Genomic DNA, 26,323 nt, shown 5'->3' on the forward strand with positions numbered 1-26,323 from the left:
GGGGGAGGGGATTGTAGTCCCCCGTAGGATTTGCTCCTAGGGGGGATGTCGGGGATAGACAGATTGAAGACCTGATCAGCCTTCGACGGGGGGAATATGCCCAAACATTTCCTGCACGAACTTCACCCGTTCTTCCGGGGTTTCCGTCACGCCAGCGGCGTTCAGCGCTTCCAACCGTGCTTCCACCGCATGGGTGCGCAGGGTCAGGCCGCAGTCATTGGCAATCTGGATATTCAGCCCAGGCCGCGCATTCAGTTCCAGGATCAACGGGCCTTTTTCCTGGTCCAGCACCATGTCCACGCCGATATAGCCCAGCCCGCACAGCTCATAGCAGCCGGCGGCGAGCTTCATGAAACCGTCCCAGTTGGGCAGCTGCACGCCATCCACCGCATTGGTGGTGTCGGGGTGTTTGGTAATGATGTTGTTCAGCCAGGTGCCGCGCAGGGTCAGGCCGGTGGCGAGGTCCACGCCGACGCCAATTGCACCCTGGTGCAGGTTGGCCTTGCCGCCCGACTGGCGGGTCGGCAAGCGCAGCATCGCCATCACCGGGTAGCCCATCAGCACGATGATACGAATGTCCGGCACGCCTTCATAGCTGATGCTCTTGAAGATCTGGTCGGGCACCACACGGTATTCGATCAACGCACGATCACGGTGGCCGCCCAGGGAATACAGGCCAGTGAGGATGCTGGAAATCTGATGCTCGATCTCTTCATGGCTGATGATCTTGCCCGACACCGTGCGATAGCGCCCTTCAAAGCGGTCGGCGACCACCAGGATGCCGTCCCCGCCGGCGCCCTGGGCCGGCTTGATCACGAAGTCGCTGCGCCCGCCGATGATCTCGTCGAGCTTGTCGATTTCTTTCTCGGTGCTGATCACCCCGTACATTTCCGGTACATGGATGCCGGCCGCCAGCGCGCGCTCCTTGGTGATGATCTTGTCATCCACGATCGGGTACAGGCTGCGCTTGTTGTACTTGAGCACGTAGTCGGCGTTACGCCGGTTGATGCCCATGATCCCGCGCGCTTCCAGGGCTTTCCAGGTCTTCCAGAAACCGAACATTACCGGTCAGCCTTCAAGAACGCCTTGAAACGCACCAGCTCGGTCAGGCGGTAACCGCGATAACGCCCCATGGCCAGCATGAACCCCACCAGGATCAGCAGGACCGCCGGGAAGGTGAACACGAAGTAGATCAGCTCCGGCACGCTCATGATCAGATGCGCCAGGGACGCCGCGAACAGCGTGCCAATCGCCACTTTCAGCGCATGGTTGGCGCCGCGTTCCTCCCAGGTGATGGACAGGCGTTCGATGGTCATGGTCAGGATCACCATCGGGAACAGCGCCACCGACAACCCGCGCTCCAGCCCCAGCTTATGGCTGAACAGGCTGATGGCCGCAATCAGCACTACTACGAAGGTCAGCACCACCGACAACCTTGGCAGCATCTGCAATTTCAGGTGTTCCAGGTACGACCTGAGGGACAGCCCCAGCGCCGTGATAATCGTAAACAGCACAATCCCGAAGCCCAGCTGCGTCTCGCGGAACGCCAGAGCGATCAGCACCGGGGTGAACGTGCCGAGTGTCTGCAGGCCGATCAGGTTGCGCAGGATAAGGATCACCAGCACGCCAATCGGGATCATCACCATGATCATGAAGGTCTGCTGGGTTTGCAGCGGCAGGCCGTACAGCGAGTATTCGAGGAAGTTGGCGTCGGTGTTCTCGTCGGTCAGCTTGGCCAGGCGAATCGCGTTCATCTCGCTGTTGTTCAGGCTGAAGGTCACCATGGCCTTCTTGCCGCCCTCGACGGTGATCAGGTTTTCATCACCGGTCCACCACAGCAGGCGGTCGGCGGGCAGGCCCTGTTCGCCGGTTTCCGGGTTGAAGTACAACCAGTCATTGCCGTTGAAGCTGCGCAACCACAGTTCCGGGGTTTGCGGCTGGTCGGCGACCAGGCGGATGGTGTGGACCTTTTCCACCGGCACGTGGGCGATGGACAGCAGCAGCTCGACGATCTTGGCCTTGTGTGGCGTCGAAGGGTCGCCCGCCAGCAGCAGTTTCACATTGTCGTCGTTGAGGTTATTGGTGCGCTTGATCGCTTCGGTGATAAACGTCTCGACGTCGGCCGAGTGCTGGCGGATCGGTGCCAGCAGGGCTTCGGCGGCAATCTTTTCCGGGCCTTCCACGGCGATGCTGTCGCGGAAGGTGGGGCCTTTGACCTTGACCTTCTCGCCGCTGTAGCGCTTGGTCAGCACCAGGCGGTAGTACAGGGTCTGGTTACCCTTGGCGCGGCGCGCCGACCAGGTGACCTTGCGGTTGCCGTCGATGCGGTTGACGCTCACCCCGTAGTTATTCGAGATGAAGCTTTCGTTGAGGCTGACGAAGTCGCGGCTCAGGGGCGGCACGAACATCTGGATCTTCACCGGGTCTTTCGGGTTGGCGACGAACTCGACCTTGGCGTCGATGTTCCACAAGTCGTCGGTGGCGTCCTCGGTGACGGGGATCCCCAGCACGAAGATCTGATAAGCGGTGACCGAAATACCCAAAACCACCAGGATGGTGATCAGGATCTTCAGGTGCAGGGTCAGAGAGCGCATTCGGTTTACTCGGCGGTATGAGCGTCGGCGGCGCAGGCGGGTTTGCCTGCTGCGTATTTAAGACTGGGGTCGACCAGCGCATCAAAGCGTTTCAGCGCTTCGGAGCCGATCAGCAGCGGGTATTGGAATGCGCTGCGGTCAGTCAAGTTCACTTCGATGCTGCGTAAAGCAGTGCCCATGCAGATATCCAGGGCAATCACCGGACGGGCGGTGTAGTTCTTGTCCTCATCGGGGTCGTAGTCACCGGCGCGGCGCTTGATCTTGCTGACGCGGGCCAGGGGACGCTCGATGGGATGGGAATGGGCGGTGTCGATGGCCAGGTAGAAGCGCACCCAGGATTCGCCGTTGCGCTTGAAGCGCTTGATATCACGGGCACTGAGCGAGGCGGTCTTGGCACCGGTATCCAGTTTGGCAGCGACTTCCAGGTCGATACCGGCCAATTGGGCGTATTCGTTGAGGCCATACACGGTCTTCTCGGCGGCAGCGCCGAGGCTGGGTGCGGTCAACAGGCAAATCAATAGAAGGAAGGGTTTGAGTCTCATAGATCCCGAGGCGGCAGTGCGATGTTCAATTCAAGGCGACTGGCATTGCTGCGCAAACTCCCTCGTACGCCGTTTCATCCAATGATGTCAGGCAAAAGTGCCGGGCATTCTAACATGATGCTTTTTTGGCGCCAGCGCTGGCAGGCGGCCATGCCCTGATAGGGTGCAACCCTGGTTATTAGACGATTGTCGACAATGTGTATTTATTCTTTGACTATCCTGGGCTGATTGGCTAGTTTTTGCGGCATTGCTTTCAAAGGTGTCGACAATATGCTGGATCAGCTGGAATCCCCAGTGGTGGCGCAAGACGACTCCCAGACCATGTCCGAGAACGTCTTCCGGCGTATCCAGGCCGCCATCGTCAAGGGCGAGATCGCCCCGGGCAGCAAGATCTCCGAGCCGGAGCTGGCGCGCACCTACGGCATCAGCCGTGGCCCGCTGCGTGAGGCGATCCACCGCCTGGAAGGCCAGCGCCTGCTGGTGCGCGTGCCTCACGTTGGCGCGCGGGTGGTGTCGCTGAGCCACGACGAACTGATCGAGCTCTATGAAATCCGCGAATCCCTCGAAGGCATGGCTTGTCGCCTGGCTGCCGAGCGCATGACCGACGCGGAAATCGAAGAATTGCGCCAAGTGCTGCACACCCACGAGCGCGACGAAGCCTTCCAGGCCGGCCTGGGCTATTACCAGCAGGAGGGCGACTTCGACTTCCATTACCGGATCATCCAGGGCGCCGGCAACCGCACCCTGACCCAGATGCTCTGCGGCGAGCTGTACCAATTGGTGCGTATGTACCGCATCCAGTTTTCCGCCACCCCCAATCGTCCGCGCCAGGCCTTTGCCGAGCACCACCGCATTCTCGACGCGATTGCCGATCGCGACGGTGAACTGGCCGAACTGTTGATGCGCCGGCATATCGGCGCATCCAAACGCAATATTGCCCGTCACTTCCCGGACGGCACTCCCCCATCACGAGGTGAATGATGAGTTCCAATAACAAGACGACTCCCGGCCAGCGTTTCCGTGACGCGGTCGCCAGTGAACACCCGCTGCAGGTGGTGGGTGCGATCAACGCCAACCACGCACTGCTGGCCAAGCGCGCCGGGTTCAAGGCTATCTACCTGTCGGGTGGCGGGGTGGCGGCTGGCTCCCTCGGTGTGCCGGATCTGGGCATCACCGGCCTGGACGATGTGCTGACCGACGTACGCCGCATCACCGACGTGTGCGACCTGCCGCTGCTGGTGGACGTGGACACCGGCTTCGGCTCCTCGGCATTCAATGTGGCGCGCACCGTCAAGTCGATGATCAAGTTCGGCGCGGCCGCCATCCATATCGAAGATCAGGTGGGCGCCAAGCGTTGCGGTCATCGCCCGAACAAGGAAATCGTGTCCCAGCAGGAAATGGTCGACCGTATCAAGGCCGCCGTGGATGCGCGCACCGATGACAGCTTCGTGATCATGGCGCGTACCGATGCGCTGGCCGTCGAAGGCCTGGAATCCGCGCTGGAACGTGCCGCCGCCTGCATTGAGGCCGGCGCCGACATGGTGTTCCCGGAAGCTATCACCGAGCTGGAGATGTACAAACTGTTCGCCTCCCGCGTGAAAGCGCCGATCCTGGCCAACATCACCGAGTTCGGCGCCACGCCGCTGTACACCACCGAACAGTTGAAATCTGCCGATGTTTCCATCGTGCTGTACCCGCTTTCGGCCTTCCGCGCCATGAACAAGGCCGCCGAGAATGTCTATACCGCGATCCGTCGCGACGGTACCCAACAGAACGTGATCGACACCATGCAGACCCGCATGGAGCTTTACGATCGCATCGACTACCACACCTTCGAGCAGAAGCTCGACGCGCTGTTTGCCGCGAAAAAATAACCCGGCGCACTCCCAAATAAATTCAAGATTGGAGAACAGACATGGCTGAAGCAAAAGTATTGAGTGGTGCCGGCCTGCGTGGCCAGGTGGCTGGGCAGACCGCACTGTCCACCGTGGGCCAGGCGGGTGCCGGCCTGACCTATCGCGGCTACGACGTGCGCGAACTAGCCGCCGATGCGCAATTTGAAGAAGTCGCCTACCTGCTGCTGTACGGCGAGTTGCCGACCAAGACCGAGCTGGCCGCCTACAGCGCCAGGCTGGGCAAGCTGCGCGACCTGCCGCAAGCGCTGAAGGAAGTGCTGGAGCGTATCCCCGCCGACGCCCACCCGATGGACGTAATGCGCACCGGTTGCTCGTTCCTGGGCAATATCGAGCCGGAAAAAGACTTCAGCGTGCAGCGCGACGTCACCGACCGCCTGCTCGCAGCCTTCCCGGCAATCATGTGCTACTGGTACCGCTTCAGCCACGACGGCAAGCGCATCGACTGCGTGACCGACGAGCCGAGCATCGGCGGCCACTTCCTGCACCTGCTGCACGGCAAGAAGCCCAGCGAGTTGCACGTCAAGGTGATGAACGTGTCGCTGATCCTCTACGCGGAACACGAATTCAACGCCTCGACGTTCACCGCCCGGGTGTGTGCCTCGACCCTGTCCGACCTGTATTCCTGCGTCACCGCCGCCATCGGCTCGCTGCGCGGCCCGCTGCACGGCGGCGCCAACGAAGCGGCGATGGAAATGATCGAGCGTTTCTCGTCCGCTGAAGAGGCGGTCGAAGGCACCCTCGGCATGCTGGCGCGCAAGGACAAGATCATGGGCTTTGGCCACGCGATCTACAAAGACAGCGATCCGCGTAATGAAGTGATCAAGGGCTGGTCGAAAAAACTTGCGGACGAGGTGGGCGACAAGGTGCTGTTCCCGGTCTCCGAAGCCATCGACAAGACCATGTGGGAACAGAAGAAGCTGTTCCCCAACGCTGACTTCTACCATGCCTCGGCGTACCACTTCATGGGCATCCCGACCAAGCTGTTCACCCCGATCTTCGTGTGCTCGCGCCTGACGGGCTGGGCGGCGCATGTGTTCGAACAGCGCGCCAACAACCGCATCATCCGTCCAAGCGCCGAATACACCGGCGTCGAGCAGCGCAAGTTCGTGCCAATCGAACGTCGCTGAATGGGAATGCCGACGATCCCGAATTGTTAACCGGATCAAATGTGGGAGGGGGCTTGCCCCCGATTGCTGTCTGTCAGTTGATGCAGCGGGCACTGACCCACCGCTATCGGGGGCAAGCCCCCTCCCACATTGTGACCGCATTTCAATTCTGGATCGGTGCAGGTCCTCCCTTTGTTATCACCGTGATCGAGTCCTGACGATGAACACTGAATTCCGCAAACCGCTTCCCGGCAGCCGCCTGGATTTCTTCGACGCCCGTGCGGCCGTCGAGGCAATCACCCCTGGCGCCTACGCCACCTTGCCTTACACCTCCCGCGTCCTCGCGGAAAACCTGGTGCGCCGCTGCGACCCAGCCACCCTCAATGCTTCCTTGAGCCAACTGATCGAACGCAAGCGCGACCTCGACTTCCCATGGTTCCCGGCGCGTGTGGTGTGCCACGACATCCTCGGCCAGACCGCTCTGGTCGACCTCGCCGGCCTGCGTGACGCCATCGCCCTGCAAGGCGGTGACCCGGCCCAGGTCAACCCGGTAGTGCCGACCCAACTGATCGTCGACCACTCCCTGGCCGTCGAAGCCGGTGGTTTTGACCCGGACGCGTTCGAAAAAAACCGCGTCATCGAAGACCGTCGCAACGAAGACCGTTTCCACTTCATCGAGTGGACCAAGAAGGCCTTCAAGAACGTCGATGTGATCCCGCCCGGCAACGGCATCATGCACCAGATCAACCTGGAGAAAATGTCCCCGGTGATCCAGGTGCGCGACGGCGTGGCCTTCCCCGATACCTGCGTCGGCACCGACAGCCACACCCCGCACGTGGATGCCCTGGGCGTGATCGCCATCGGTGTCGGCGGCCTGGAAGCCGAGAGCGTGATGCTCGGTCGCGCCTCGTGGATGCGCCTGCCGGAAAGCGTCGGCGTCGAATTGACCGGCAAGCTGCAACCGGGCATCACCGCCACCGACATGGTGCTGGCGCTGACCGAGTTCCTGCGTAAACAGAAAGTGGTTGGCGCCTGGCTGGAGTTCTTCGGCGAAGGTGCTTCGGCACTCACGCTCGGCGACCGTGCAACCATCTCCAACATGGCCCCGGAATACGGCGCGACTGCGGCGATGTTCTACATCGATCAACAGACCACCGCCTACCTGAAGCTCACCGGCCGCGAAGACGAACAAGTCACGCTGGTGGAGCAGTACGCTCGCCACACCGGCCTGTGGGCCGATGACCTCAAGGGCGCGCAGTACGAGCGAGGGCTGACCTTCGATCTGTCCAGCGTCGTGCGCAACATGGCCGGCCCGAGCAACCCCCATGCTCGCGTTGCCACCAGCGATCTGGCGTCCAAGGGTATTTCCGGCCAGTGGGACGAAGTGCCAGGCCAAATGCCTGACGGCGCAGTGATCATCGCCGCCATCACCAGTTGCACCAACACCAGCAACCCGCGCAACGTGATCGCCGCCGGCCTGCTGGCGCGCAACGCCAACAAGCTTGGGCTGACCCGCAAGCCGTGGGTCAAATCGTCCCTGGCACCCGGCTCGAAAACCGTGGCGATGTACCTGGAAGAAGCCGGCCTGGGCCATGAGCTGGAAAAACTCGGCTTCGGTGTGGTGGCGTTTGCCTGCACCACCTGCAACGGCATGTCCGGCGCACTCGATCCGGTGATCCAGCAGGAAATCATCGACCGCGACCTGTACGCCACCGCCGTGCTCTCGGGCAACCGTAACTTCGACGGGCGTATTCACCCCTACGCCAAGCAAGCGTTTCTCGCGTCGCCGCCGCTGGTGGTCGCGTATGCGATTGCCGGCACCATCCGCTTCGACATCGAGAAAGACGTGCTTGGCCTCGACGCGAATGGCAAGGAAATCCGCCTGCAGGACATCTGGCCGAGCGACGAAGAGATCGACGCAGTGGTCAAGGCCTCGGTCAAGCCGGAGCAGTTCCGCCAGGTCTACATCCCGATGTTCGCCATCCACGAAGACACTGGCCCGAAAGTCGCGCCGCTGTACGAATGGCGTCCGCAAAGCACCTATATCCGCCGCCCACCTTACTGGGAAGGTGCGCTGGCCGGTGCCCGTCCCCTCAAGGGCATGCGCCCGCTGGCGGTGCTGCCGGACAACATCACCACCGACCACCTGTCGCCCTCCAACGCGATCATGCTCGACAGCGCCGCCGGCGAATACCTGGCGAAAATGGGCCTGCCGGAAGTCGACTTCAACTCCTACGCGACGCATCGGGGCGATCACTTGACTGCGCAGCGCGCCACCTTCGCCAACCCGAAACTGTTCAACGAAATGGTGGTGGAAAACGGCAAGGTCAAGCAGGGTTCCCTGGCGCGCATCGAGCCGGAAGGCCAGGTCACGCGGATGTGGGAGGCTATCGAAACGTACATGGAGCGCAAGCAACCGCTGATCATCATTGCCGGCGCGGACTACGGCCAGGGCTCGTCTCGCGACTGGGCGGCCAAGGGCGTGCGGCTGGCCGGTGTGGAGGCGATTGCCGCCGAAGGTTTCGAGCGCATCCACCGCACCAACCTGGTGGGCATGGGCGTGTTGCCGCTGGAGTTCCTGCCGGGCACCGACCGCCACACCCTGAAGATCGATGGCAGCGAGACCTATGATGTGGTCGGCGCGCGTACTCCGCGGGCGCAGTTGACCCTGGTGATCAACCGCAAGAATGGCGAACGTGTCGAGGTGCCGGTGACCTGCCGCCTCGACACCGCCGAAGAAGTGTCGATCTACGAGGCGGGCGGGGTGTTGCAACGCTTTGCCCAGGACTTCCTGGAATCGGCGGCGACGGCCTGAGGGGACACCATGGCACACGTAGCGCAAATCAAGATCCCCGCCACCTACATGCGTGGCGGCACCAGCAAGGGCGTGTTTTTCAGCCTCACAGACCTGCCCGAATCGGCGCAGGTGCCGGGCGCCGCACGCGATGCCTTGCTATTGCGGGTGATCGGCAGCCCCGACCCCTACGACAAGCAAATCGACGGCATGGGCGGCGCCACCTCGAGCACCAGCAAAACGGTGATCCTGGCCAAAAGCACCCGCGCCGATCACGACGTGGATTACCTGTTCGGCCAGGTCTCCATCGACAAACCCTTTGTCGACTGGAGCGGCAACTGCGGCAACCTGTCGGCGGCGGTCGGTTCCTTTGCCATCAGCGCCGGCCTGGTCGATCCGACACGCCTGCCCCACAACGGCGTGGCTGTGGTGCGTATCTGGCAAGCCAACATCGGCAAGACCATCATTGCCCACGTGCCGATCACTGACGGCGCGGTGCAGGAAACCGGCGACTTCGAACTGGATGGCGTGACCTTCCCGGCCGCCGAAGTGCAGTTGGAATTCATGGACCCGGCGGCGGAAGAAGAGGGCGGCGGTGGTTCGATGTTCCCCACTGGCAACCTGGTGGACGACCTGGAAGTGCCTGGCGTCGGCACCTTCAAGGCGACGCTGATCAACGCCGGTATCCCGACCATTTTCATCAACGCCGAAGACCTCGGCTACACCGGCACCGAGCTGCAAGGCGCGATCAACAGCGACCCGAAAGCCCTGGCAATGTTCGAGACCGTGCGGGCTTATGGCGCGTTGCGCATGGGCCTGATCCAGCACCTGGACGAAGCCGCCCAACGCCAACACACGCCGAAGGTGGCGTTTGTGGCCAAGCCGGCCGACTACGTGGCGTCCAGTGGCAAGGCGATCAAGGCGGGTGATGTGGACCTGCTGGTGCGTGCGCTGTCCATGGGCAAATTGCACCACGCGATGATGGGCACGGCGGCGGTGGCGATCGGCACGGCGGCGGCGATTTCCGGCACCCTGGTCAACCTCGCGGCCGGTGGTGTGGAGCGCAATGCCGTGCGCTTCGGGCACCCGTCCGGCACCTTGCGCGTCGGCGCAGAGGCCACCCAGGTGAACGGCGAGTGGGTGGTGAAGAAAGCCATCATGAGCCGCAGCGCCCGGGTGCTGATGGAGGGCTTCGTACGCGTCCCCGGCGACGCTTTCTAACAACCCACACTGTCCCCAGTGTGGGAGGGGGCTTGCCCCCTCCCACATTGGATCTTCATACCCCCAAGCAGGCGGCCAGACCTGCGATGGAGCGATCAACCGTGATCCTGAGGACTAACCCAACCTTTTAGGAGTACTGCCATGAGCGCCAACGTCGACCAGAACAACCGTCCCGACTACGACCAGGTCCTGCAGGACATCGCCGATTATGTCCTCACTTACCGGATCGACTCTCAGGATGCATTGGACACCGCCCGCAACTGCCTGATGGACACCTTGGGTTGCGGCCTGCTGGCCCTGCGTTTCCCGGAGTGCACCAAGCACCTGGGGCCGATGGTCGAGGGCACGGTGGTGCCGTTTGGCGCTCGTGTACCGGGCACTTCGTTCCGGCTGGATCCGGCCAAGGCGGCGTGGGACATCGGCTGCATCGTACGTTGGCTCGACTACAACGACACCTGGCTTGCCGCCGAGTGGGGGCACCCCTCGGATAACCTCGGCGGCATCCTCGCTGTGGCCGACCACTTGTCGCAAAAGCGCATCGCCAACGGCGAGGCACCGCTGACCCTGCGCGCGGTGCTGGAAGCAATGATCATGGCCCACGAAATCCAGGGCGTGATTGCCCTGGAAAACTCGTTCAACCGCGTCGGTCTCGACCATGTGCTGTTGGTGAAAGTCGCTTCAACGGCGGTGACGGCCAAACTGATGGGGGCCAACCGTGAACAGCTGCTGGCGGCCCTGTCCCATGCGTTTGTCGATGGGCAGGCATTGCGCACGTATCGGCATGCACCGAATGCCGGTTCGCGCAAATCCTGGGCGGCGGGAGATGCCTCCAGCCGGGGCGTGCGTCTGGCGGATATCGCGATGCGCGGCGAGATGGGCATCCCTGGCGTGTTGAGCGCGCCGCAGTGGGGGTTCTATGACGTACTGTTCAGCCACACCAACAAGGACCTGGCGCTCAAGCCGCAGGACAAGCGCGGGTTCAGCCTGTCCCAGCCCTACGGCACCTATGTGATGGAAAACGTGCTGTTCAAGATCAGCTTCCCCGCCGAGTTCCATGCGCAAACGGCCTGCGAAGCGGCGGTGACCTTGCATCCGTTGGTCAAGGATCGCCTGCAGGAAATCGAGCGTATCGTGATCACCACCCATGAATCGGCGATTCGCATCATCTCCAAGGTCGGACAACTGGCCAACGCCGCTGACCGTGACCACTGCCTGCAATACATGACCGCCGTGCCACTGGCGTTCGGCGATCTGGTGGCCGAGCAGTACGAAGACGAATTCCACGCCGCCCATCCGATCATCGATGAACTGCGGGATAAAATGGTCATCGTCGAGGATCCGCGCTACAGCCGCGAATACCTGGAGGCGGACAAGCGTTCCATCGCCAACGCGGTGCAGGTGTTCTTCAAGGACGGTACGCATACCGAACAGGTGGCGGTGGAGTACCCGATCGGCCATCGCCGCCGCCGGGTGGAGGGCATTCCGTTATTGGAAGACAAGTTCAAGGCCAACCTGGCCACACGGTTTACCGCGCAGCGCAGTGCCGAGATTTTTGCGTTGTGCAAGGATCAGGCGCGGCTCGAGGCGACACCGGTAAACCGGTTTGTGGATCTGTTCGTGATCTAGCAGACACCACGTATTCACCTGTGCAAATCCAATGAATGTGGGAGGGGGCCTCCCACAGTTGACCGTGTTCACTCGAATCGCAGTATGACTCTGCGGTTGTGTTTGCTCTTCTTCTCGATCTTCTCGCAGAACACCCGGCCGATTTCTTCGGTGTTGAGCACATGGGTGCCGCCGCATGGTTGGATATCGATACCGGCGATTTCAATCACCCGCACCGCTCCCTGGACCACCGGTGGCGCCACCGCCTGGGTGCGGGTGATCTGCAGCAGGGTGGCGTACTCGGTGGCCGGCATCGACAGGGTTTTCACCGGGTGGGCCTGCTCGATCAGCGCGTTGAGGTCGCGGGTGATGCTGTCTTTGTCGAGGGTCATTTCCGGCAGGTCGAAGTCCAGGCGGCCTTTGTCTGCACTGATGCTGCATCCGGTGACCGGCGCGTCAATGATCGAGCACAACAGGTGCAGGCAGGTGTGCATCTTCATGTGCTGGTAGCGCCGGTCCCAGTCGAGGCCGGCGTCCACCTGCACCCCGGCGGTCAATTGTTCGGGGCAGTGTTCCACCTGGTGCCAGATGATCGAGCGCTGCACCGGGTCGCGCACTGTGCCGGTCACTTCGACCCGCGTACCGTCTGCCAGGATGAGGTGCCCCGTGTCGCCTGGCTGCCCGCCCCCGGTGGGGTAGAACAACGTGTGTTCCAGGGCGACGCCGTGTTCGCTAACGGCAATCACTCGGGCGCTGAAGGCGTTCTGGTAGGGGGCGCTGTCGAACAGCGCCAGGGTTTCCATGGTGTGCACGGACATGTTCAACCTCCGACGATCAATGGGCTGGCTTGCAACAGGGAGCGCACCATCGCACTCAAGCCAGGCGGGGAAAGCAGGGTGATTTCAAATTCCGGGCCGCAGACCTTCAGGTTCAGCGGCAGGCGTGGCAGGTGGTTGCCCGATTCGATGCGATGCAGGCGAAATTGCAGGTGGTGACGTTCCTTCACCGTAGGCTCCAGCATCAGCCCGGGCAAGGGATGGAAGTCGGCGTCCAGCACCGTGACCTTGTGGCTGGTATTGATCTCGCCGACCACGTGCAGACGCTCATCCAGGGCGAAGGCGCCGAGGTATTTACTGTGGTCCGACTCGTCGTTTTTTTGCAGTTGGATCTGGTTTACCACCTTCACCTTGGTGCCGGCGGGCACGTCCTGGGTGATCACGCAGGACGGGCTGATAAACACGTTGTCGCCGATCAACACATAGCCGAGCACGCGGGCGCCGGAACCGACCTCGACGTTATTACCCAGACGTGGATGGCGCTTGCCGTCGGGGTTGTTGGCGATGCCGCGGGCGCCCAGGGTCACGCCGCAGAGGATGTAGCAGTCGTTGCCGATCTCACACGTTTCGCCGATCACGGTGCCGTAGCCGTGGTCCAGTACGAAGCGCCGACCGATACGCGCCGCCGGGTGGATCTCGGCGCCGGAAAGCACCTTGCCCTGGTTGCTCAGCTTGAGGGCGATACGGGAGAAGACGCCGTTGGTCTGGTCGGGGAAATGCCACACCAGGTGCGCCAGTCGGTAATACAGCACCGCCTTGAACGACGCGTAGGACTCCAGGATCAGCTCACCGCGCCCGCGTGATGCCGGGTCGCGGTAGGCGTAGGCGATCAAATCCTCGGCCACCGCCTGGGCGGCATTCTGTACCAGCGGCGCCAGATGCGGCTCCAGCTGCTTCATCTGTGCCGGCGTGAGGGTCTTGATGAGGTGAGTCAGCAACTCATCGTGCAACTGTTGCATGTCGATAAAGCCACCCATTGAGGCACCCCCTTAGTCTGATTGGTTGGAAGAGCGCTTATTCGAAACTGGGCAGGTAGCTGTCGGCATTGTCGTAGACCATGGTCAGCACCACCGTTTCGGGCGGCAGTTCCGGGGCGAGTTGGGCGACAGCCACCATGTTGGCGGCCGAGGACAAGCCCAGGCTGATGGCGTCGGTGCGCATGATGCGTTTCATCATGTCGATGCAATCCTGGCGCGAGACCTTGAGCATGCCGTCGATCACGTCCAGGTTGAGGATGCTCGGGATCAGGCCGATCGACAGGCCCTGGATATGGTGCGGCGCATGCTGGTTTTTCAACAGGTCGCATTCTTCCGGTTCCACCCCCATGACGCGCAGCCCCGGCCAGGCGGCTTTGAGGGTTTCGCCGATGCCAGTGATATGCCCGCCCGTGCCGATCCCACTGACAAAGTAGTCAGCACGACGCTCGCCGAACGCACGCAGGATTTCCGGTGCGGTGGTATCGCGATGGGTCTGCGGGTTGGCGCCGTTGCGTTGCTGGTTGAGCATCACGTAGCTGGGGTTTTCCAACTGCAGCTCCATGCACTTTTCGCCATGGGAGTTGTTGCCCAGGCGGCTGTCCGACAGCACCACCTTGGCCCCGTACAGGCGCAGCAGCTTCTGTTTTTCGGGGCTGTAGTTGTCGGGGATCACCAGCACGACCTTGTAGCCCAGCACATTGCCGGCCATGACCAGGCCGATACCGGTATTGCCGCCGCTGGGCTCGATGATGGTTTGCCCGGAGTCACGGATCAGCACACCCCGGCGTTCGGCGTCGAGGATCATGCCCAGGGCGATGCGCGCCTTGTGGCTGCCACCCGGGTTGAGGGATTCGAGCTTGGCATAGATCTCGATGCCGAGGTCTTCGGAGAACTGCGCCAGGCGCACGATCGGCGTTTGGCCGATGACCTCGAGAATGGAGTTGTGCAACATCATTCAGTCCTCGGCTCAATACAAGGGCATGTCAGGTTCGACGTCGCGAACCCAATGCTTCATGCCGCCCTGCAGGACTTTGGTATTGGCGAAACCCGCCGCCAGCAAGGTGCTGGCGGCTTGCTCGGCGCGGGTGCCGGCGTAGCAGATCAGGTAGTGGGTGTTGTCCCGGCTGAGGCGGTCGAGCTGATTGTCCAGTTCGGCCAGGGGGATATGCACCACACCTGGCAATTTGCACACCTCCAGTTCGCTGGCATCGCGCACGTCCAGCAACACATCGACGCTGCGCGGGTGTTCGAGCAATTGCTTGAGTATACGGGGCTTTATGTAGCGCTCTTCGGCCAGGGACGGCTGGCTGGGCACAGCGTCCGCACAGACAGCCGGCGCCACGCTTTCGCTGTGGCGCAGTTCGGAGCAGCACGGGCAGTCGGCACGCCGCTTGAAGCGGATCTCGCTGAACTTCATTGCCAGCGCATCGAAGCGCATCAAACGACCGGACAGCGGTTCACCGATGCCGATCAACAGCTTGATGGCCTCGGTGGCCTGGATCATCCCGACCACACCGGGCAACACGCCGATCACGCCACCGGCGCTGCAATTGGGCGCCAGTTCGGCGGGCGGCGCGCTGGGGAACAGGCAGCGGTAGCAGGGGCCACCTTTATAGTTGAGTACGCTGATCTGCCCGTCGAAACGGTAGATGGCGCCGTATACCAAAGGCTTGCCCAATTGCACGCAGGCGTCGTTGACCAGGTAGCGGGTGTCGAAGTTGTCGGTGCCGTCGATCACCAGGTCATAGGCGCCCACCAGTTCCAGGGCGTTATCGGCGTTCAGGGCGGTGTCGTGGGCGTTGATCTGGATATGGCGGTTGAGGTCTTGCAGACGTTGCTTGGCGGACTCGACCTTGGGCATGCCGAGGGTGCTGTTGCCATGCACGATCTGGCGTTGCAGGTTGCTGCTTTCCACCACATCGAAGTCCACCAGCCCCAGGGTGCCGACGCCGGCTGCTGCCAGGTACAGGCTGATCGGTGAGCCAAGGCCACCGGTGCCGATGATCAGCACCTTGGCTTTCTTGAGGTTCAACTGGCCTTCGCGGCCGACGCCGGGCAGGGTGATATGGCGCACGTAGCGTTGCACTTCTTCATTGCTAAGGGCATCGACATCCATACCGCCCGAGGTGGCGAGCAGTACTTCGATCCGGGCTTTTTCCGGAAGCGGATCGTCGGCGCCGACCAGTTCTTCTTCGGCGGTAAACAGAAAGTGCTCCTTGAGCTGGTTGTTCTTCTCGTGGAACAGGTGCGCACGCAACTGCGGGTGGCTGCTGCAGAGGTTTTCAATGACTTCGCGCAATGTCGTTCCGGCGCCCTCGAGGGTCGATTCCGGCAGCTTGGCCACGCGAACCAGAATGTCGGGGAAAGAGACAGCGTTCATGGACAACTCCGTGTGCAGGTCGTTGAAAGGTTGAAGGGCGAAATGCTTGCCATCCCAGGCAAACAGCTTGGAACCCAGGGACTGGCCCTGGCGAACGTCCACCACCAGGTAGCTGACGTGGTAGATCGGTTCGCCCATGAACAGCGCCTTGTCCTCGTCTTCGTCGCTGAAATAGGCGCCGACATCCGGGTGGGAGTGGTAGATCACCACCACTGGGTTGTTGCTGCGAAACGCTTTGCTCAGCAGCAGGGTGTCGGCCACCGAGAATGTGTAGCCGTTGGCGGCGCTGCGCGGGTACATCTCGGGGTTCTTGCTGTGCAACTCGTTCTGGATATTGCTGCCCAGGTACACGCTGCCGTCGGCGAAGACAAAACCACAGCACTCCTCGGGGTAGCTGCGGCTGGCGTGGGCGTAGATCTGTTCCAGGGCTTCGGGGCGGAGGACGTCCATGTTTCTCTCGCATGGTGGTAGGAGGGTCAATTTTTCTTGGCCAGGAGTTTTTCAACCGGCAGCTTGGTGATCGCAAAGCCGGCCAGCAGGATGGCCGAGTACAGCATCAGGTCGCGGGAAATCGACACGCCTTCGTACCAGGCGCCGATGATCACCGCGAACACCGGGAAGATGATGAACACGAACGACAGGATGATCGGGCTCAAGCGCTTGAGCAGCATGAAGTACACGATGAACCCACCCACCGAGGCCACCAGTCCCAGGTAGAACAGCGCACCCCATGACCGCAGGGTGATGGCTTCGAAGGTCGGCGCTTCAAACCACAGCCCGGCGACGAACAGCATCAGCCCGGCAATACCGATGGGCAGCGTGTTGTAGGTGATTACGCTGATGGCGCTGCCTTTCTGCTTGGTGATGACGTAGCACAAGGCATGCATGATCGCGGCGGTCAGAATCGCCAGCACCCCGAAGAACTCGGCGTGGTCCAGGTGCAGGCCCTGGCTCTTGATGATCATGTAGAGGCTGCCGAAGCCGATACCGATGCCGACCACCTGGGAAAAGTAGATGCGTTCGCGCAGGAACAGCGCGGAGAAAATCAGGATGAACACCGGCATGCAACTGAACAGCAGCGCGGTAAGGCCGGACGAAACATGCATCTCGCCGTAGTTGAGCAGGTAGTAGGGCACGCTGAAGTAGGACAGGGTCACGAACACGAAGAACCAGCGGCTCTCGCGGGGAAACAGGACCGGCTCGCGGCGGACCATGGCAAAGCACAGGAACAGCGGGAAGGCGATGAGGAAGCGCAGGCCGGCGGAGGTGAGCGGCGGCACGCTCTCCACGGCAATCTTGATGCCCAGCCAGGTGGTGCCCCAGCTCAGGCATACGATCAGGAACATCACACTGGTGATCAGCCCGGCCAGCCACTGTTTTTGGGTTTTGGTCTTGGCGGTGTTTTCGAGAACGGCGGACATTGGCATCGTTTATTGCTTCCCTGAGCCGGAATTGAACTCTATATTGAGCTTGTAATGAGTTGTAAAATTCGGCGATTGAACCCGTAAAAGCACACTATTAGGGCGAAAGATGGCTGTCAAAACAAATATTGACATGGTGTCAATTATGCGTGAGGGGTTGTCCAACGGTCAGGGCGTGAAGTACAAGCGCCTGTCCGATGTCATGGAACGGGGCATCCTTGAAGGCTTGATTGAGCCAGGAAGAAAACTGCCGCCCCACCGGGTGCTTTCCGACAATCTTGGCGTCACGATCGGCACCATCAGCCGCGCCTATGGCGAACTGGAACGCCTGGGACTGGTGGTGGCGCGGGTCGGTGACGGCACGTTCGTGCGCAAGCGTGGGATGGAGCGCCAGCGCGATGAAGGCTTTCGCAACTTCAGTGAAGAACCGCGCCAATACTTCGACATGAGCCGGAATATGCACATCCCGGGGCAGGAGACAGTGTTCCTGGCCCAGAGCTTTCAAACCCTGTCGACCAACGCCAAGTTCCTCCAGGACATCAGTGCCTACACACCGGATGCCGGCTTGCCGCGCTACCGTGAAGCGGGGGCACAATGGCTGGTGCAGCGCGATTTTCATCCGATCCCCGAGCAGGTCATCTGCGTCAACGGCGGCCAGCATGGCTTGCTCTGCTCGATGATGGCGCTGTTACGGGCCGGAGATACCGTTGTGACTGAGCAACTCACATACCCCGGCCTGATCACCGCCGCCCGCATGCTCGGTATTCGCTTGATCGGGCTGGAGATGGACGAAGAGGGTGTACTGCCGAGCGCGCTGGACGAAGTCTGTCGTAATCACCGGATTTCAGCGCTGTACTGCACGCCGACCATCCAGAACCCCACCACCGCCGTGCTCTCGGTGGCGCGTCGCGAAGCGTTGGTCAAAGTCTGTCGCGAACACAATCTGCTGATTCTTGAGGACGAAGCCCACGGCGTACTGGTGGAGGATCGGCCGCCGCCCCTCAGCCATTTCGCCCCTGAGCGTACGATTCTGATCAGCAGCCTGAGCAAGGCGGTGTCCGCCGGGCTGCGTGTGGGCTATGTGCATGCGCCGCCCGCGCTGGTCAGCCGTATTTCGGCGGCCCTGCGTTCCACCTGCTGGATGGCCACCCCCGTCACCCTCGAGCTGGCGACCCAGTGGATCGAGAACGGCACGGCGGAATACCTGCTGCGCCAGCAGATCAACGAGATCAGCCGCCGCAAGGCCCTGGTCCGCGACCTGCTGATGGGCCTGGAATACCGCACTCACCTCAACAGCCCGCACTTCTGGATCGAAGTGCCGGAGCCGTGGCGGGCGTCGGAGATCGAGGCCGAGCTCAAGCAGAACAATTACCTGATCGCCACCGCCGAGGCGTTTGCCGTGGGGCAGACGGCGGTGCCGCAGTTTATCCGGGCGAGTATCTGCAATACGTCGGGGGATGATCAGTTATTGCGGGCGGGGTTTGATGCGCTGGCCACGGCGCTGGGGCAGGGCGGGGGACGCTTCCAGTTGTAGCAGGGTTTGTTGTGGCGAGCCCGCTCGCCACGGTGCAACAGCGTCTCAAGGCGTTATTTGAAGCGCCGCTCCACGCCTTTCTCCACCAGAATCTTCGCCGAAATCTCTTCCACCGAGAAATGCGTGGAATTGATGTGCGCAATATTCTCGCGACGGAACAGATTTTCTACCTCGCGCACTTCGAACTCACACTGGGCATAGCTCGAATAGCGACTGTTGGGCTTGCGCTCATTGCGGATCGCCGTCAGCCGGTCCGGGTCGATGGTCAGCCCGAACAGCTTGTGCGAATGCGCGCGCAGGGCCGCCGGGAGCGTCAGGTGCTCCATGTCGTCTTCAGTCAGCGGGTAGTTGGCCGCACGGATGCCGAATTGCATGGCCATGTACAGACAGGTGGGCGTTTTTCCGCAGCGCGACACGCCCACCAGGATCAGGTCAGCCTTGTCGTAGTAATGGGTACGGGCGCCGTCGTCGTTGTCGAGGGCGAAGTTCACCGCCTCGATACGCTCCATGTAGTTGGAGTTATGCCCAATGGAATGGGACTTTCCGACCGAATACGAGGAGTGTTCGCTCAACTCCTGCTCCAATGGCGCCAGGAAGGTCGAGAAAATATCGATCATGAAACCATTCGACGTTGCGAGAATCTCACGGATGTCTTGATTGACGATGGTGTCGAAAATGATCGGTCGAAAACCGTCTTTTTCAGCCGCCAGATTGATTTGTTGTACCATGGCCCGCGCTTTATCCACGCTGTCGATGTACGGCCGCGTGAATTTGGCGAAGGTAATGTTTTCGAACTGCGCGAGCAGGCTCTGGCCCAGTGTTTCGGCTGTGATGCCGGTACCGTCGGAGATAAAGAAAGCAGATCGTTTCATTTGAGCCCTGGGCCTTAAGCTGATGGCGAATCTTGGATATGATAGGCGCGATTTTGCCGTCCCGCGGTGGGCCGCATTCTCACTTATTTTCCAGGTCCAGGCCACAAGCGCTGGCGACAGCTCCTATTGAGCAGCCGGCGTCCTGAGCTTTTCCAACACAGAAAGTGGAGAGATCACCTTGGTAGAGTACGTAGTTTCCCTCGATAAGCTCGGCGTCCATGATGTAGAGCACGTAGGGGGCAAGAACGCATCCCTCGGCGAGATGATCAGTAATCTTGCAGGCGCTGGCGTGTCGGTGCCCGGTGGTTTCGCCACCACGGCCCAGGCTTACCGCGATTTCCTCGAACTGAGTGGCCTCAACGCTCAGATCCACGCCGCGCTGGACGCCCTGGATGTCGATGACGTCAACGCCCTGGCCAAGACCGGTGCCCAGATCCGCCAATGGATCATGGAAGCCGAGTTCCCCGAGAAGCTCAACGAAGAGATCCGTACCGCCTTCGCCACCCTGTCGGCCGGCAACCCGGACATGGCTGTCGCCGTGCGTTCCTCGGCTACCGCCGAAGACTTGCCGGACGCTTCCTTCGCCGGCCAGCAAGAGACCTTCCTGAACATCCGCGGCGTGGAAAACGTCATCCGCGCCGCCAAGGAAGTGTTCGCCTCGCTGTTCAACGATCGCGCCATTTCCTACCGTGTTCACCAGGGTTTCGACCACAAGCTGGTGGCCCTGTCTGCCGGTGTACAGCGCATGGTGCGTTCGGAAACCGGCACGGCCGGCGTGATGTTCACCCTCGATACCGAATCGGGCTTCCGTGACGTCGTGTTCATCACCGGCGCCTACGGCCTGGGTGAAACCGTCGTACAGGGCGCGGTCAACCCCGACGAATTCTACGTACACAAGGGCACCCTCGAAGCGGGTCGCCCGGCCATCCTGCGCCGTAACCTGGGCAGCAAGGCCATCAAGATGATCTACGGCGACGAGGCCAAGGCCGGTCGTTCCGTGAAAACCGTTGAAGTCGACAAGGCCGAACGTGCGCGTTTCTGCCTGACCGACGCTGAAGTCAGCGAGCTGGCCAAACAAGCGATGATCATCGAAAAGCACTACAAGTGCCCGATGGACATCGAGTGGGCCAAGGACGGTGACGACGGCAAGCTGTACATCGTGCAGGCCCGTCCGGAAACCGTGAAAAGCCGCACCTCGGCCAATGTCATGGAACGCTACCTGCTCAAAGAAACCGGCACCGTGCTGGTGGAAGGCCGTGCCATCGGCCAGCGCATCGGCGCCGGCAAGGTGCGGATCATCAAGGACGTGTCCGAAATGGACAAAGTCCAGCCGGGCGACGTACTGGTCTCCGACATGACCGACCCGGACTGGGAACCGGTAATGAAGCGCGCCAGCGCCATCGTCACCAACCGTGGCGGGCGCACCTGCCACGCAGCGATCATCGCCCGTGAGCTGGGGATTCCTGCGGTAGTCGGTTGCGGCAACGCCACCCAGCTGCTCAAAGACGGCCAGGGCGTGACCGTGTCCTGCGCCGAAGGCGATACCGGCTTCATCTTCGAAGGTGAACTGGGCTTCGACATCAAGCAGAACTCCATCGACGCCATGCCGGACCTGCCGTTCAAGATCATGATGAACGTCGGCAACCCGGACCGTGCCTTCGACTTCGCACAGTTGCCGAACGCCGGTGTGGGCCTGGCCCGCCTGGAGTTCATCATCAACCGTATGATCGGCGTGCACCCCAAGGCCCTGTTGAACTACGACGGCCTGCCGCTGGACATCAAGGAAAGCGTCGACAAGCGCATCGCCGGCTACAACGACCCGGTGGGCTTCTACGTCGAGAAGCTGGTGGAAGGCATCAGCACCCTGGCGGCGGCGTTCTACCCGAAAAAGGTCATCGTGCGCCTGTCGGACTTCAAGTCCAACGAATACGCCAACCTGATCGGCGGCAAGCTCTACGAACCGGAAGAAGAAAACCCGATGCTGGGCTTCCGTGGCGCCTCGCGTTATATCAGCGAAGCGTTCCGTGACTGCTTCGAGCTCGAATGCCGCGCCCTCAAGCGCGTGCGCAACGAAATGGGCCTGACCAACGTCGAGATCATGGTGCCGTTCGTGCGCACCTTGGGCGAAGCGAGCCAAGTGGTCGACCTGCTGGCAGAAAACGGCCTGTCCCGTGGCGAAAACGGCCTGCGCGTGATCATGATGTGCGAATTGCCGTCCAACGCCATCCTGGCCGAAGAGTTCCTCGAGTTCTTCGACGGTTTCTCCATCGGTTCCAACGACCTGACCCAGCTGACCCTGGGCCTGGACCGCGACTCCGGAATCATCGCCCATCTGTTCGACGAGCGAAATCCTGCGGTCAAGAAGCTGCTGGCCAACGCCATCCAGGCCTGTAACAAGGCCGGCAAGTACATCGGCATCTGCGGCCAAGGTCCTTCCGACCACCCTGACCTGGCCAAATGGCTGATGGAGCAGGGCATCGAAAGCGTCTCGTTGAACCCTGATTCCGTGTTGGAAACCTGGTTCTTCCTGGCGGAAGGCCAGGCGTCCGCCTAAGATCGTCATGTCAAAAGTGCCGGTCACCCGATGAGGGTGACCGGCATTCTTATCTGTGCAGGGCGGAACTCCTTCCGGACGCCGCCCTTTTTTGTGCAAGAGCATTATGCAAAGCAGCAGCAACCTGTTTCCCGTCGCCCTGATCAGCGCTGAGCGTCGTGGCGACCTGAGTGAAGACGTGTACCGCCTCAAGCCCGGTAACAGCCCCGACGGCACCGTCGAGCTGGCAGTTACCCGTTTGGGCCTGGCCGATGTCCCGGAAAACCGGGGCATTGCGGTTATTTTATTGCATGGCAGTTTTTCCAATCGCCGCTTCTGGTATTCGCCCAAAGGCATCGGCCTGGGCGCTTACCTGGCACGCCAGGGATTTGATGTGTGGATCCCGGAAATGCGTGGTCATGGTTTGTCCAAGCGCAATCATGACTACGCACGCAACCGCGTCGCTGACTATGCGCGCTACGACTTGCCGGCCATTGGCGCGTTCGTGCGCGAGCAAAGCGGGCAGGTTCCTCACTGGATCGGTCATTCCCTGGGTGGCACCAGTCTGGCGGCGGCGCTTGGCGGGCGGCACCTTGGCGCGCCAGCCGTGGCTTCGGTGGCGTTGTTTGGCTGCCAGGTCAGCCGCACCCACTGGCCGTTGAAGCTGCCACCGGTGGAATGGACGGGGCGCTTGCTCTTGAAACGCTTCGGCGAAGTCTCCGGCTCGCGCCTCAAGCGTGGCCCGGAGGACGAGCCGGCAGGCGTGATGATCGAAGCCATGCGCTGGAATGGCCTGTTTGGCCGCTTTGGCGAAGGCAAGAACGACTGGTGGAAAGGCCTGGCGGAGGTCGATGTGCCGTTGCTGTCGGTCAGTGCTGCCGGCGATCGTCAGGACCCCGACTGGGCCTGTCGCAAGCTGTTCGAGCAGGTCGGTTCCGAGCACCGTCAATACTTGTGCCTCGGCCGTCAGCAAGGGTTTACCGAGGATTTCGGGCACGTTGAAATGCTCGTCAGCAAAGCCGCACAGGCTGAAGTGTGGCCACTGGTGGCGCAATGGCTGAAGGACCCGCTCGCCCCATTGTTCGGCGTGCAGCCCGAGGTGTTGGCCACTGTTTGAGGGCAGGGCTCTGCCAAGGGCGTTTCACTCGTGTGTGGTTGCGGCTAAGATATGACGCGTTAAACGCTTCTGGTCATATTCAGTCGCGCAGTGGCTATTGCGTTGCGACGAAGTGGATGGGATGTTTCGCACCTGCTTGGGCTGGCGCTTCTTTCGAAAGACACCTCTTTGACGGAAAGGAATTGTTCAATGAACCATTATGTGACCCCCGACCTGTGCGACGCCTACCCGGAGCTGGTGCAGGTGCTCGAGCCGATGTTCAGCAACTTCGGCGGCCGAGACTCCTTCGGCGGTGAGATTGTCACCATCAAATGCTTCGAAGATAACTCCCTGGTCAAGGAACAAGCCGACCAGCCTGGTGCTGGCAAGGTGCTGGTGGTCGACGGTGGAGGATCCCTGCGCCGTGCGCTGCTGGGCGACATGATCGCCGAAAAAGCTGCGAAAAACGGCTGGGAAGGGCTGGTGATCTACGGCTGCATTCGTGATGTGGATGTCATCGCCCAGACCGACCTTGGCGTGCAGGCCCTGGCCAGTCACCCGATGAAGACCGACAAGCGTGGTATTGGCGATCTGAACGTGGTGGTCACCTTTGCAGGCGTGACGTTCCGCCCGGGTGAGTACATCTACGCCGACAATAACGGCGTGATTGTGTCGCCCAGCCCACTGAAAATGCCTGAATAAACTGCTGTAAGCGACGGGGTGAGGATGTTCGAGGAAGAAAACGCGCAATGGGGGCTTGTGCATGCCCTGGTGCTGGATGGTAAAGGCGGTGCGCGTTCGATTGCCCGGACAGAGCTCGACAACTTGCAACTGCAGTCCCAGGAAAGCCTGTGGCTGCATTGGGATCGCAGTCATCCGCAGACCCAGACCTGGCTGCGCAAATCCAGTGGCTTGAGCGAGTTCGCCTGTGACCTCTTGCTGGAGGAGAACACCCGCCCGCGCCTGTTGCCGTTGCCGGACTCGCAATTGCTGCTGTTCTTGCGTGGGGTCAACCTCAACCCCGGTGCCGAACCGGAGGACATGGTTTCGGTGCGGATTTTCGCCGCGGCCAACCGTGTGATTTCCCTGCGGTTGCGTCCGTTGCGCGCCACGGATGAGTTGCTGGTGCAGCTGGCGGATGGCAAGGGACCGAAGACGGCCTCTGAACTCATCCTTTATATGGCTCAGTACCTGACTAATAAAGTGCAGGATCTGGTCAGTGACCTGTCTGAAATCGTCGACGTAGAGGAAGAAAAACTCGATACCGACGAACGGTATACCCCGGAACATGGCAGCGTCCTGCAGATCCGTCGACGGGCAGCCGGGCTGAAGCGATTCCTCGCGCCGCAGCGGGATATTTTTGCCCAGCTCACGCGGATCAAACTGCCGTGGTTCTGTGACGACGATGCCGACTATTGGAACGAATTGAACAACAGCCTCACCCGTTATCTGGAAGAGCTTGAATTGACCCGAGAGCGCGTGGGGCTTGTGCTGGAGGCCGAAGACCGGCGTTTGAGCGTGCGCATGAACCGCACCATGTACCGCTTCGGGATCATCACCGGAATCTTCCTGCCGATGAGTTTTCTCACCGGCCTGCTGGGTATCAATGTGGGTGGGATTCCGTTCTCTGCCAGCCCCTATGGATTCATGATTGCGTGCCTGTTGATGGTCTCGGTGGCGCTTGGGCAATGGTGGCTTTTTCGACGATTGCGCTGGGTTTGACCTGAATATGACCTGAACGTAGGAAGGGTCCTATGTGACCCCAAGAAATTTACCCTCGTCTTTTAAATCACTTGCGAGAGGTCCTTATGCACGATCCGTTCGAACAGTCTTTGCGTGACATGCTCAATGCCTCGCCGTCCAACCGCGACGACGATGCCTGCCTGGGCCGCGTGCTGAAAACCGCCAACCGTCAGGTGGGCGCGGGTGATCTGTTCGGTCTGCTCGGGCGCTGGGTGCCGGCGTTGATGATGGCCCTGAACAACGGTTCGGCCCATGTCTCACCGGTTTCCCGTGATAAACCTCTTGCTCGCACTGCTGATAAGGCTGATTGAATATGGAACTTGATCTCTGGACCCAGAGCCTGGTCACCGCGATGACCGCATTGTGGACCAAGGTGGCGAATTTCATTCCCAACCTGTTTGGTGCCCTGGTGCTGGTGTTGCTGGGCTTTGTCGTGGCCAAGCTGCTCGACACCCTGCTGTCCAAACTGCTCGCGAAACTGGGCCTCGACCGCCTGATGGCAGGCACCGGTCTGACCAAACTGTTGGGACGTGCCGGGCTGCAGGTACCCATCTCGACGTTGATCGGCAAGATCGTTTATTGGTTTGTTTTGCTGATTTTCCTGGTTTCTGCGGCTCAATCCCTTGGACTTGAGCGAGTTTCAGCTACGCTCGACATGCTGGCGCTGTACTTGCCGAAGGTTTTCGGCGGCGCGCTGGTGCTGCTGGTAGGTGTTTTGCTGGCGCAGCTGGCCAATGGGCTGGTGCGCGGCGCCGCCGAAGGCGTGGGTTTGGACTATGCTGCGGGCCTGGGGCGGATTGCCCAGGGCCTGGTGATTATCATCAGTATTTCGGTCGCGATCAGCCAGTTGGAGGTCAAGACTGACCTGCTCAACCACGTGATTGTGATCGTTTTGATTACCGTTGGTCTGGCCGTTGCGCTGGCCATGGGCTTGGGAAGCCGGGAAATTGCCGGTCAGATTCTTGCGGGAATCTATGTGCGTGAGTTGTACCAGGTGGGCCAACAGGTGCGTGTGGGCGAGGTTGAAGGGCAAATCGAGGAGATCGGCACGGTCAAGACGACGGTGCTGACCGATGACGGCGACCTGGTGTCGCTGTCCAACCGGATTCTCCTGGAGCAGCAGGTCAATAGCCGCTAACCCGGCAAACCCTGC

At 61.2% G+C, this 26,323-nt stretch carries 22 protein-coding genes; 13 read left to right on the top strand and 9 right to left on the bottom strand.

What is annotated here, in order from left to right; genetic code table 11:
• Positions 1 to 75: 75 nt before the first annotated feature.
• Genes BM026_RS16165 through BM026_RS16175 form a run of 3 tightly spaced genes read right to left on the bottom strand, consistent with a single transcriptional unit; the run spans position 76 to position 3,136 of the window.
• A complete protein-coding gene (locus tag BM026_RS16165; RefSeq protein WP_071491420.1) occupies positions 76 to 1,062 on the bottom strand; it encodes an alpha-L-glutamate ligase-like protein in 987 nt (328 codons plus the stop codon).
• Positions 1,062 to 2,594 (bottom strand): osmotic stress tolerance membrane protein RloB, encoded by a 1,533-nt coding sequence (locus tag BM026_RS16170; RefSeq protein ID WP_092242672.1) that lies wholly within the window; start codon positions 2,592 to 2,594, stop codon positions 1,062 to 1,064. The genes BM026_RS16165 and BM026_RS16170 overlap by 1 nt, the downstream gene beginning before the upstream one ends.
• 5 nt (positions 2,595 to 2,599) lie before the next feature.
• A complete protein-coding gene (locus BM026_RS16175) occupies positions 2,600 to 3,136 on the bottom strand; it encodes a retropepsin-like aspartic peptidase RloA (protein ID WP_093529332.1) in 537 nt (178 codons plus the stop codon).
• Positions 3,137 to 3,406: 270 nt separating this feature from the next.
• On the opposite strand from BM026_RS16175, the gene BM026_RS16180 reads away from it, so the two are divergent.
• The 6 genes from BM026_RS16180 (at position 3,407) to prpD (ending at position 11,799) form a co-directional block, all read left to right on the top strand.
• Positions 3,407 to 4,117, top strand: coding sequence for a GntR family transcriptional regulator (locus BM026_RS16180; protein WP_058427390.1), 711 nt, complete (start codon positions 3,407 to 3,409; stop codon positions 4,115 to 4,117).
• Positions 4,117 to 5,010, top strand: a complete 894-nt coding sequence (gene prpB, locus BM026_RS16185) for a methylisocitrate lyase (protein WP_021491517.1) — start codon at positions 4,117 to 4,119, stop codon at positions 5,008 to 5,010. The genes BM026_RS16180 and prpB overlap by 1 nt, the downstream gene beginning before the upstream one ends.
• A gap of 41 nt (positions 5,011 to 5,051) precedes the next feature.
• On the top strand, positions 5,052 to 6,179 hold the full coding sequence (gene prpC / locus BM026_RS16190; protein ID WP_092242678.1) for a bifunctional 2-methylcitrate synthase/citrate synthase: 1,128 nt from the start codon (positions 5,052 to 5,054) through the stop codon (positions 6,177 to 6,179).
• Positions 6,180 to 6,378: 199 nt separating this feature from the next.
• The gene (gene acnD, locus BM026_RS16195; protein WP_093529335.1) at positions 6,379 to 8,973 is read left to right on the top strand and encodes a Fe/S-dependent 2-methylisocitrate dehydratase AcnD; all 2,595 of its coding nucleotides are present in this window, start codon (positions 6,379 to 6,381) and stop codon (positions 8,971 to 8,973) included.
• Positions 8,974 to 8,982: 9 nt separating this feature from the next.
• A complete protein-coding gene (gene prpF, locus BM026_RS16200) occupies positions 8,983 to 10,173 on the top strand; it encodes a 2-methylaconitate cis-trans isomerase PrpF (protein ID WP_093529338.1) in 1,191 nt (396 codons plus the stop codon).
• Between the two features lie 141 nt (positions 10,174 to 10,314).
• Entirely contained in the window at positions 10,315 to 11,799 is a 1,485-nt protein-coding gene (gene prpD / locus BM026_RS16205) for a 2-methylcitrate dehydratase (protein WP_093529341.1), read from the top strand.
• Positions 11,800 to 11,867: 68 nt separating this feature from the next.
• Here the strand turns inward: prpD and BM026_RS16210 are convergent, their stop codons facing one another.
• From BM026_RS16210 to BM026_RS16230, 5 genes are read right to left on the bottom strand one after another with little or no spacing between them, the layout of a single operon-like run.
• Complete coding sequence (locus tag BM026_RS16210; protein WP_093514067.1) at positions 11,868 to 12,596, bottom strand: alanyl-tRNA editing protein; 729 nt, start codon at positions 12,594 to 12,596, stop codon at positions 11,868 to 11,870.
• 2 nt (positions 12,597 to 12,598) lie between these two features.
• A complete protein-coding gene (locus BM026_RS16215) occupies positions 12,599 to 13,591 on the bottom strand; it encodes a serine O-acetyltransferase (protein ID WP_092242695.1) in 993 nt (330 codons plus the stop codon).
• A gap of 37 nt (positions 13,592 to 13,628) precedes the next feature.
• Positions 13,629 to 14,543 (bottom strand): PLP-dependent cysteine synthase family protein, encoded by a 915-nt coding sequence (locus BM026_RS16220; RefSeq protein ID WP_093529610.1) that lies wholly within the window; start codon positions 14,541 to 14,543, stop codon positions 13,629 to 13,631.
• 15 nt (positions 14,544 to 14,558) lie between these two features.
• Positions 14,559 to 16,421, bottom strand: a complete 1,863-nt coding sequence (gene moeB / locus BM026_RS16225) for a molybdopterin-synthase adenylyltransferase MoeB (RefSeq protein ID WP_093529344.1) — start codon at positions 16,419 to 16,421, stop codon at positions 14,559 to 14,561.
• Between the two features lie 26 nt (positions 16,422 to 16,447).
• Positions 16,448 to 17,341, bottom strand: coding sequence for a DMT family transporter (locus tag BM026_RS16230; protein ID WP_162276406.1), 894 nt, complete (start codon positions 17,339 to 17,341; stop codon positions 16,448 to 16,450).
• A gap of 160 nt (positions 17,342 to 17,501) precedes the next feature.
• Here BM026_RS16230 and BM026_RS16235 point away from each other — a divergent pair, with 160 nt between their 5' ends.
• Positions 17,502 to 18,926: an aminotransferase-like domain-containing protein gene (locus tag BM026_RS16235; RefSeq protein ID WP_093128077.1), complete on the top strand. Its 1,425-nt coding sequence runs from the start codon at positions 17,502 to 17,504 to the stop codon at positions 18,924 to 18,926.
• A gap of 53 nt (positions 18,927 to 18,979) precedes the next feature.
• On the opposite strand, the gene BM026_RS16240 is transcribed toward BM026_RS16235, so the two are convergent.
• Positions 18,980 to 19,798 carry a posphoenolpyruvate synthetase regulatory kinase/phosphorylase PpsR gene (locus BM026_RS16240; RefSeq protein ID WP_003193298.1) on the bottom strand — a complete coding sequence of 273 codons (819 nt, stop codon included), beginning with the start codon at positions 19,796 to 19,798 and terminating at the stop codon, positions 18,980 to 18,982.
• A gap of 178 nt (positions 19,799 to 19,976) precedes the next feature.
• Between BM026_RS16240 and ppsA the strand changes: the two genes are divergently transcribed.
• The 6 genes from ppsA (at position 19,977) to BM026_RS16270 (ending at position 26,308) form a co-directional block, all read left to right on the top strand.
• Positions 19,977 to 22,352 (top strand): phosphoenolpyruvate synthase, encoded by a 2,376-nt coding sequence (gene ppsA / locus BM026_RS16245; RefSeq protein WP_025854225.1) that lies wholly within the window; start codon positions 19,977 to 19,979, stop codon positions 22,350 to 22,352.
• Positions 22,353 to 22,458: 106 nt separating this feature from the next.
• Positions 22,459 to 23,448 (top strand): alpha/beta fold hydrolase, encoded by a 990-nt coding sequence (locus BM026_RS16250; protein ID WP_071491408.1) that lies wholly within the window; start codon positions 22,459 to 22,461, stop codon positions 23,446 to 23,448.
• A gap of 189 nt (positions 23,449 to 23,637) precedes the next feature.
• Complete coding sequence (gene rraA / locus BM026_RS16255) at positions 23,638 to 24,129, top strand: ribonuclease E activity regulator RraA (RefSeq protein WP_058427377.1); 492 nt, start codon at positions 23,638 to 23,640, stop codon at positions 24,127 to 24,129.
• 24 nt (positions 24,130 to 24,153) lie between these two features.
• Positions 24,154 to 25,149: a zinc transporter ZntB gene (locus tag BM026_RS16260; protein ID WP_093514064.1), complete on the top strand. Its 996-nt coding sequence runs from the start codon at positions 24,154 to 24,156 to the stop codon at positions 25,147 to 25,149.
• Between the two features lie 86 nt (positions 25,150 to 25,235).
• Positions 25,236 to 25,481, top strand: coding sequence for a CrfX protein (locus BM026_RS16265; protein WP_092242715.1), 246 nt, complete (start codon positions 25,236 to 25,238; stop codon positions 25,479 to 25,481).
• A gap of 2 nt (positions 25,482 to 25,483) precedes the next feature.
• Positions 25,484 to 26,308, top strand: a complete 825-nt coding sequence (locus BM026_RS16270) for a mechanosensitive ion channel family protein (RefSeq protein WP_071491406.1) — start codon at positions 25,484 to 25,486, stop codon at positions 26,306 to 26,308.
• Positions 26,309 to 26,323: the final 15 nt, after the last annotated feature.

This window comes from Pseudomonas sp. NFPP24, from assembly GCF_900112095.1.
Classification (GTDB): Bacteria; Pseudomonadota; Gammaproteobacteria; order Pseudomonadales; family Pseudomonadaceae; genus Aquipseudomonas; species Aquipseudomonas extremorientalis.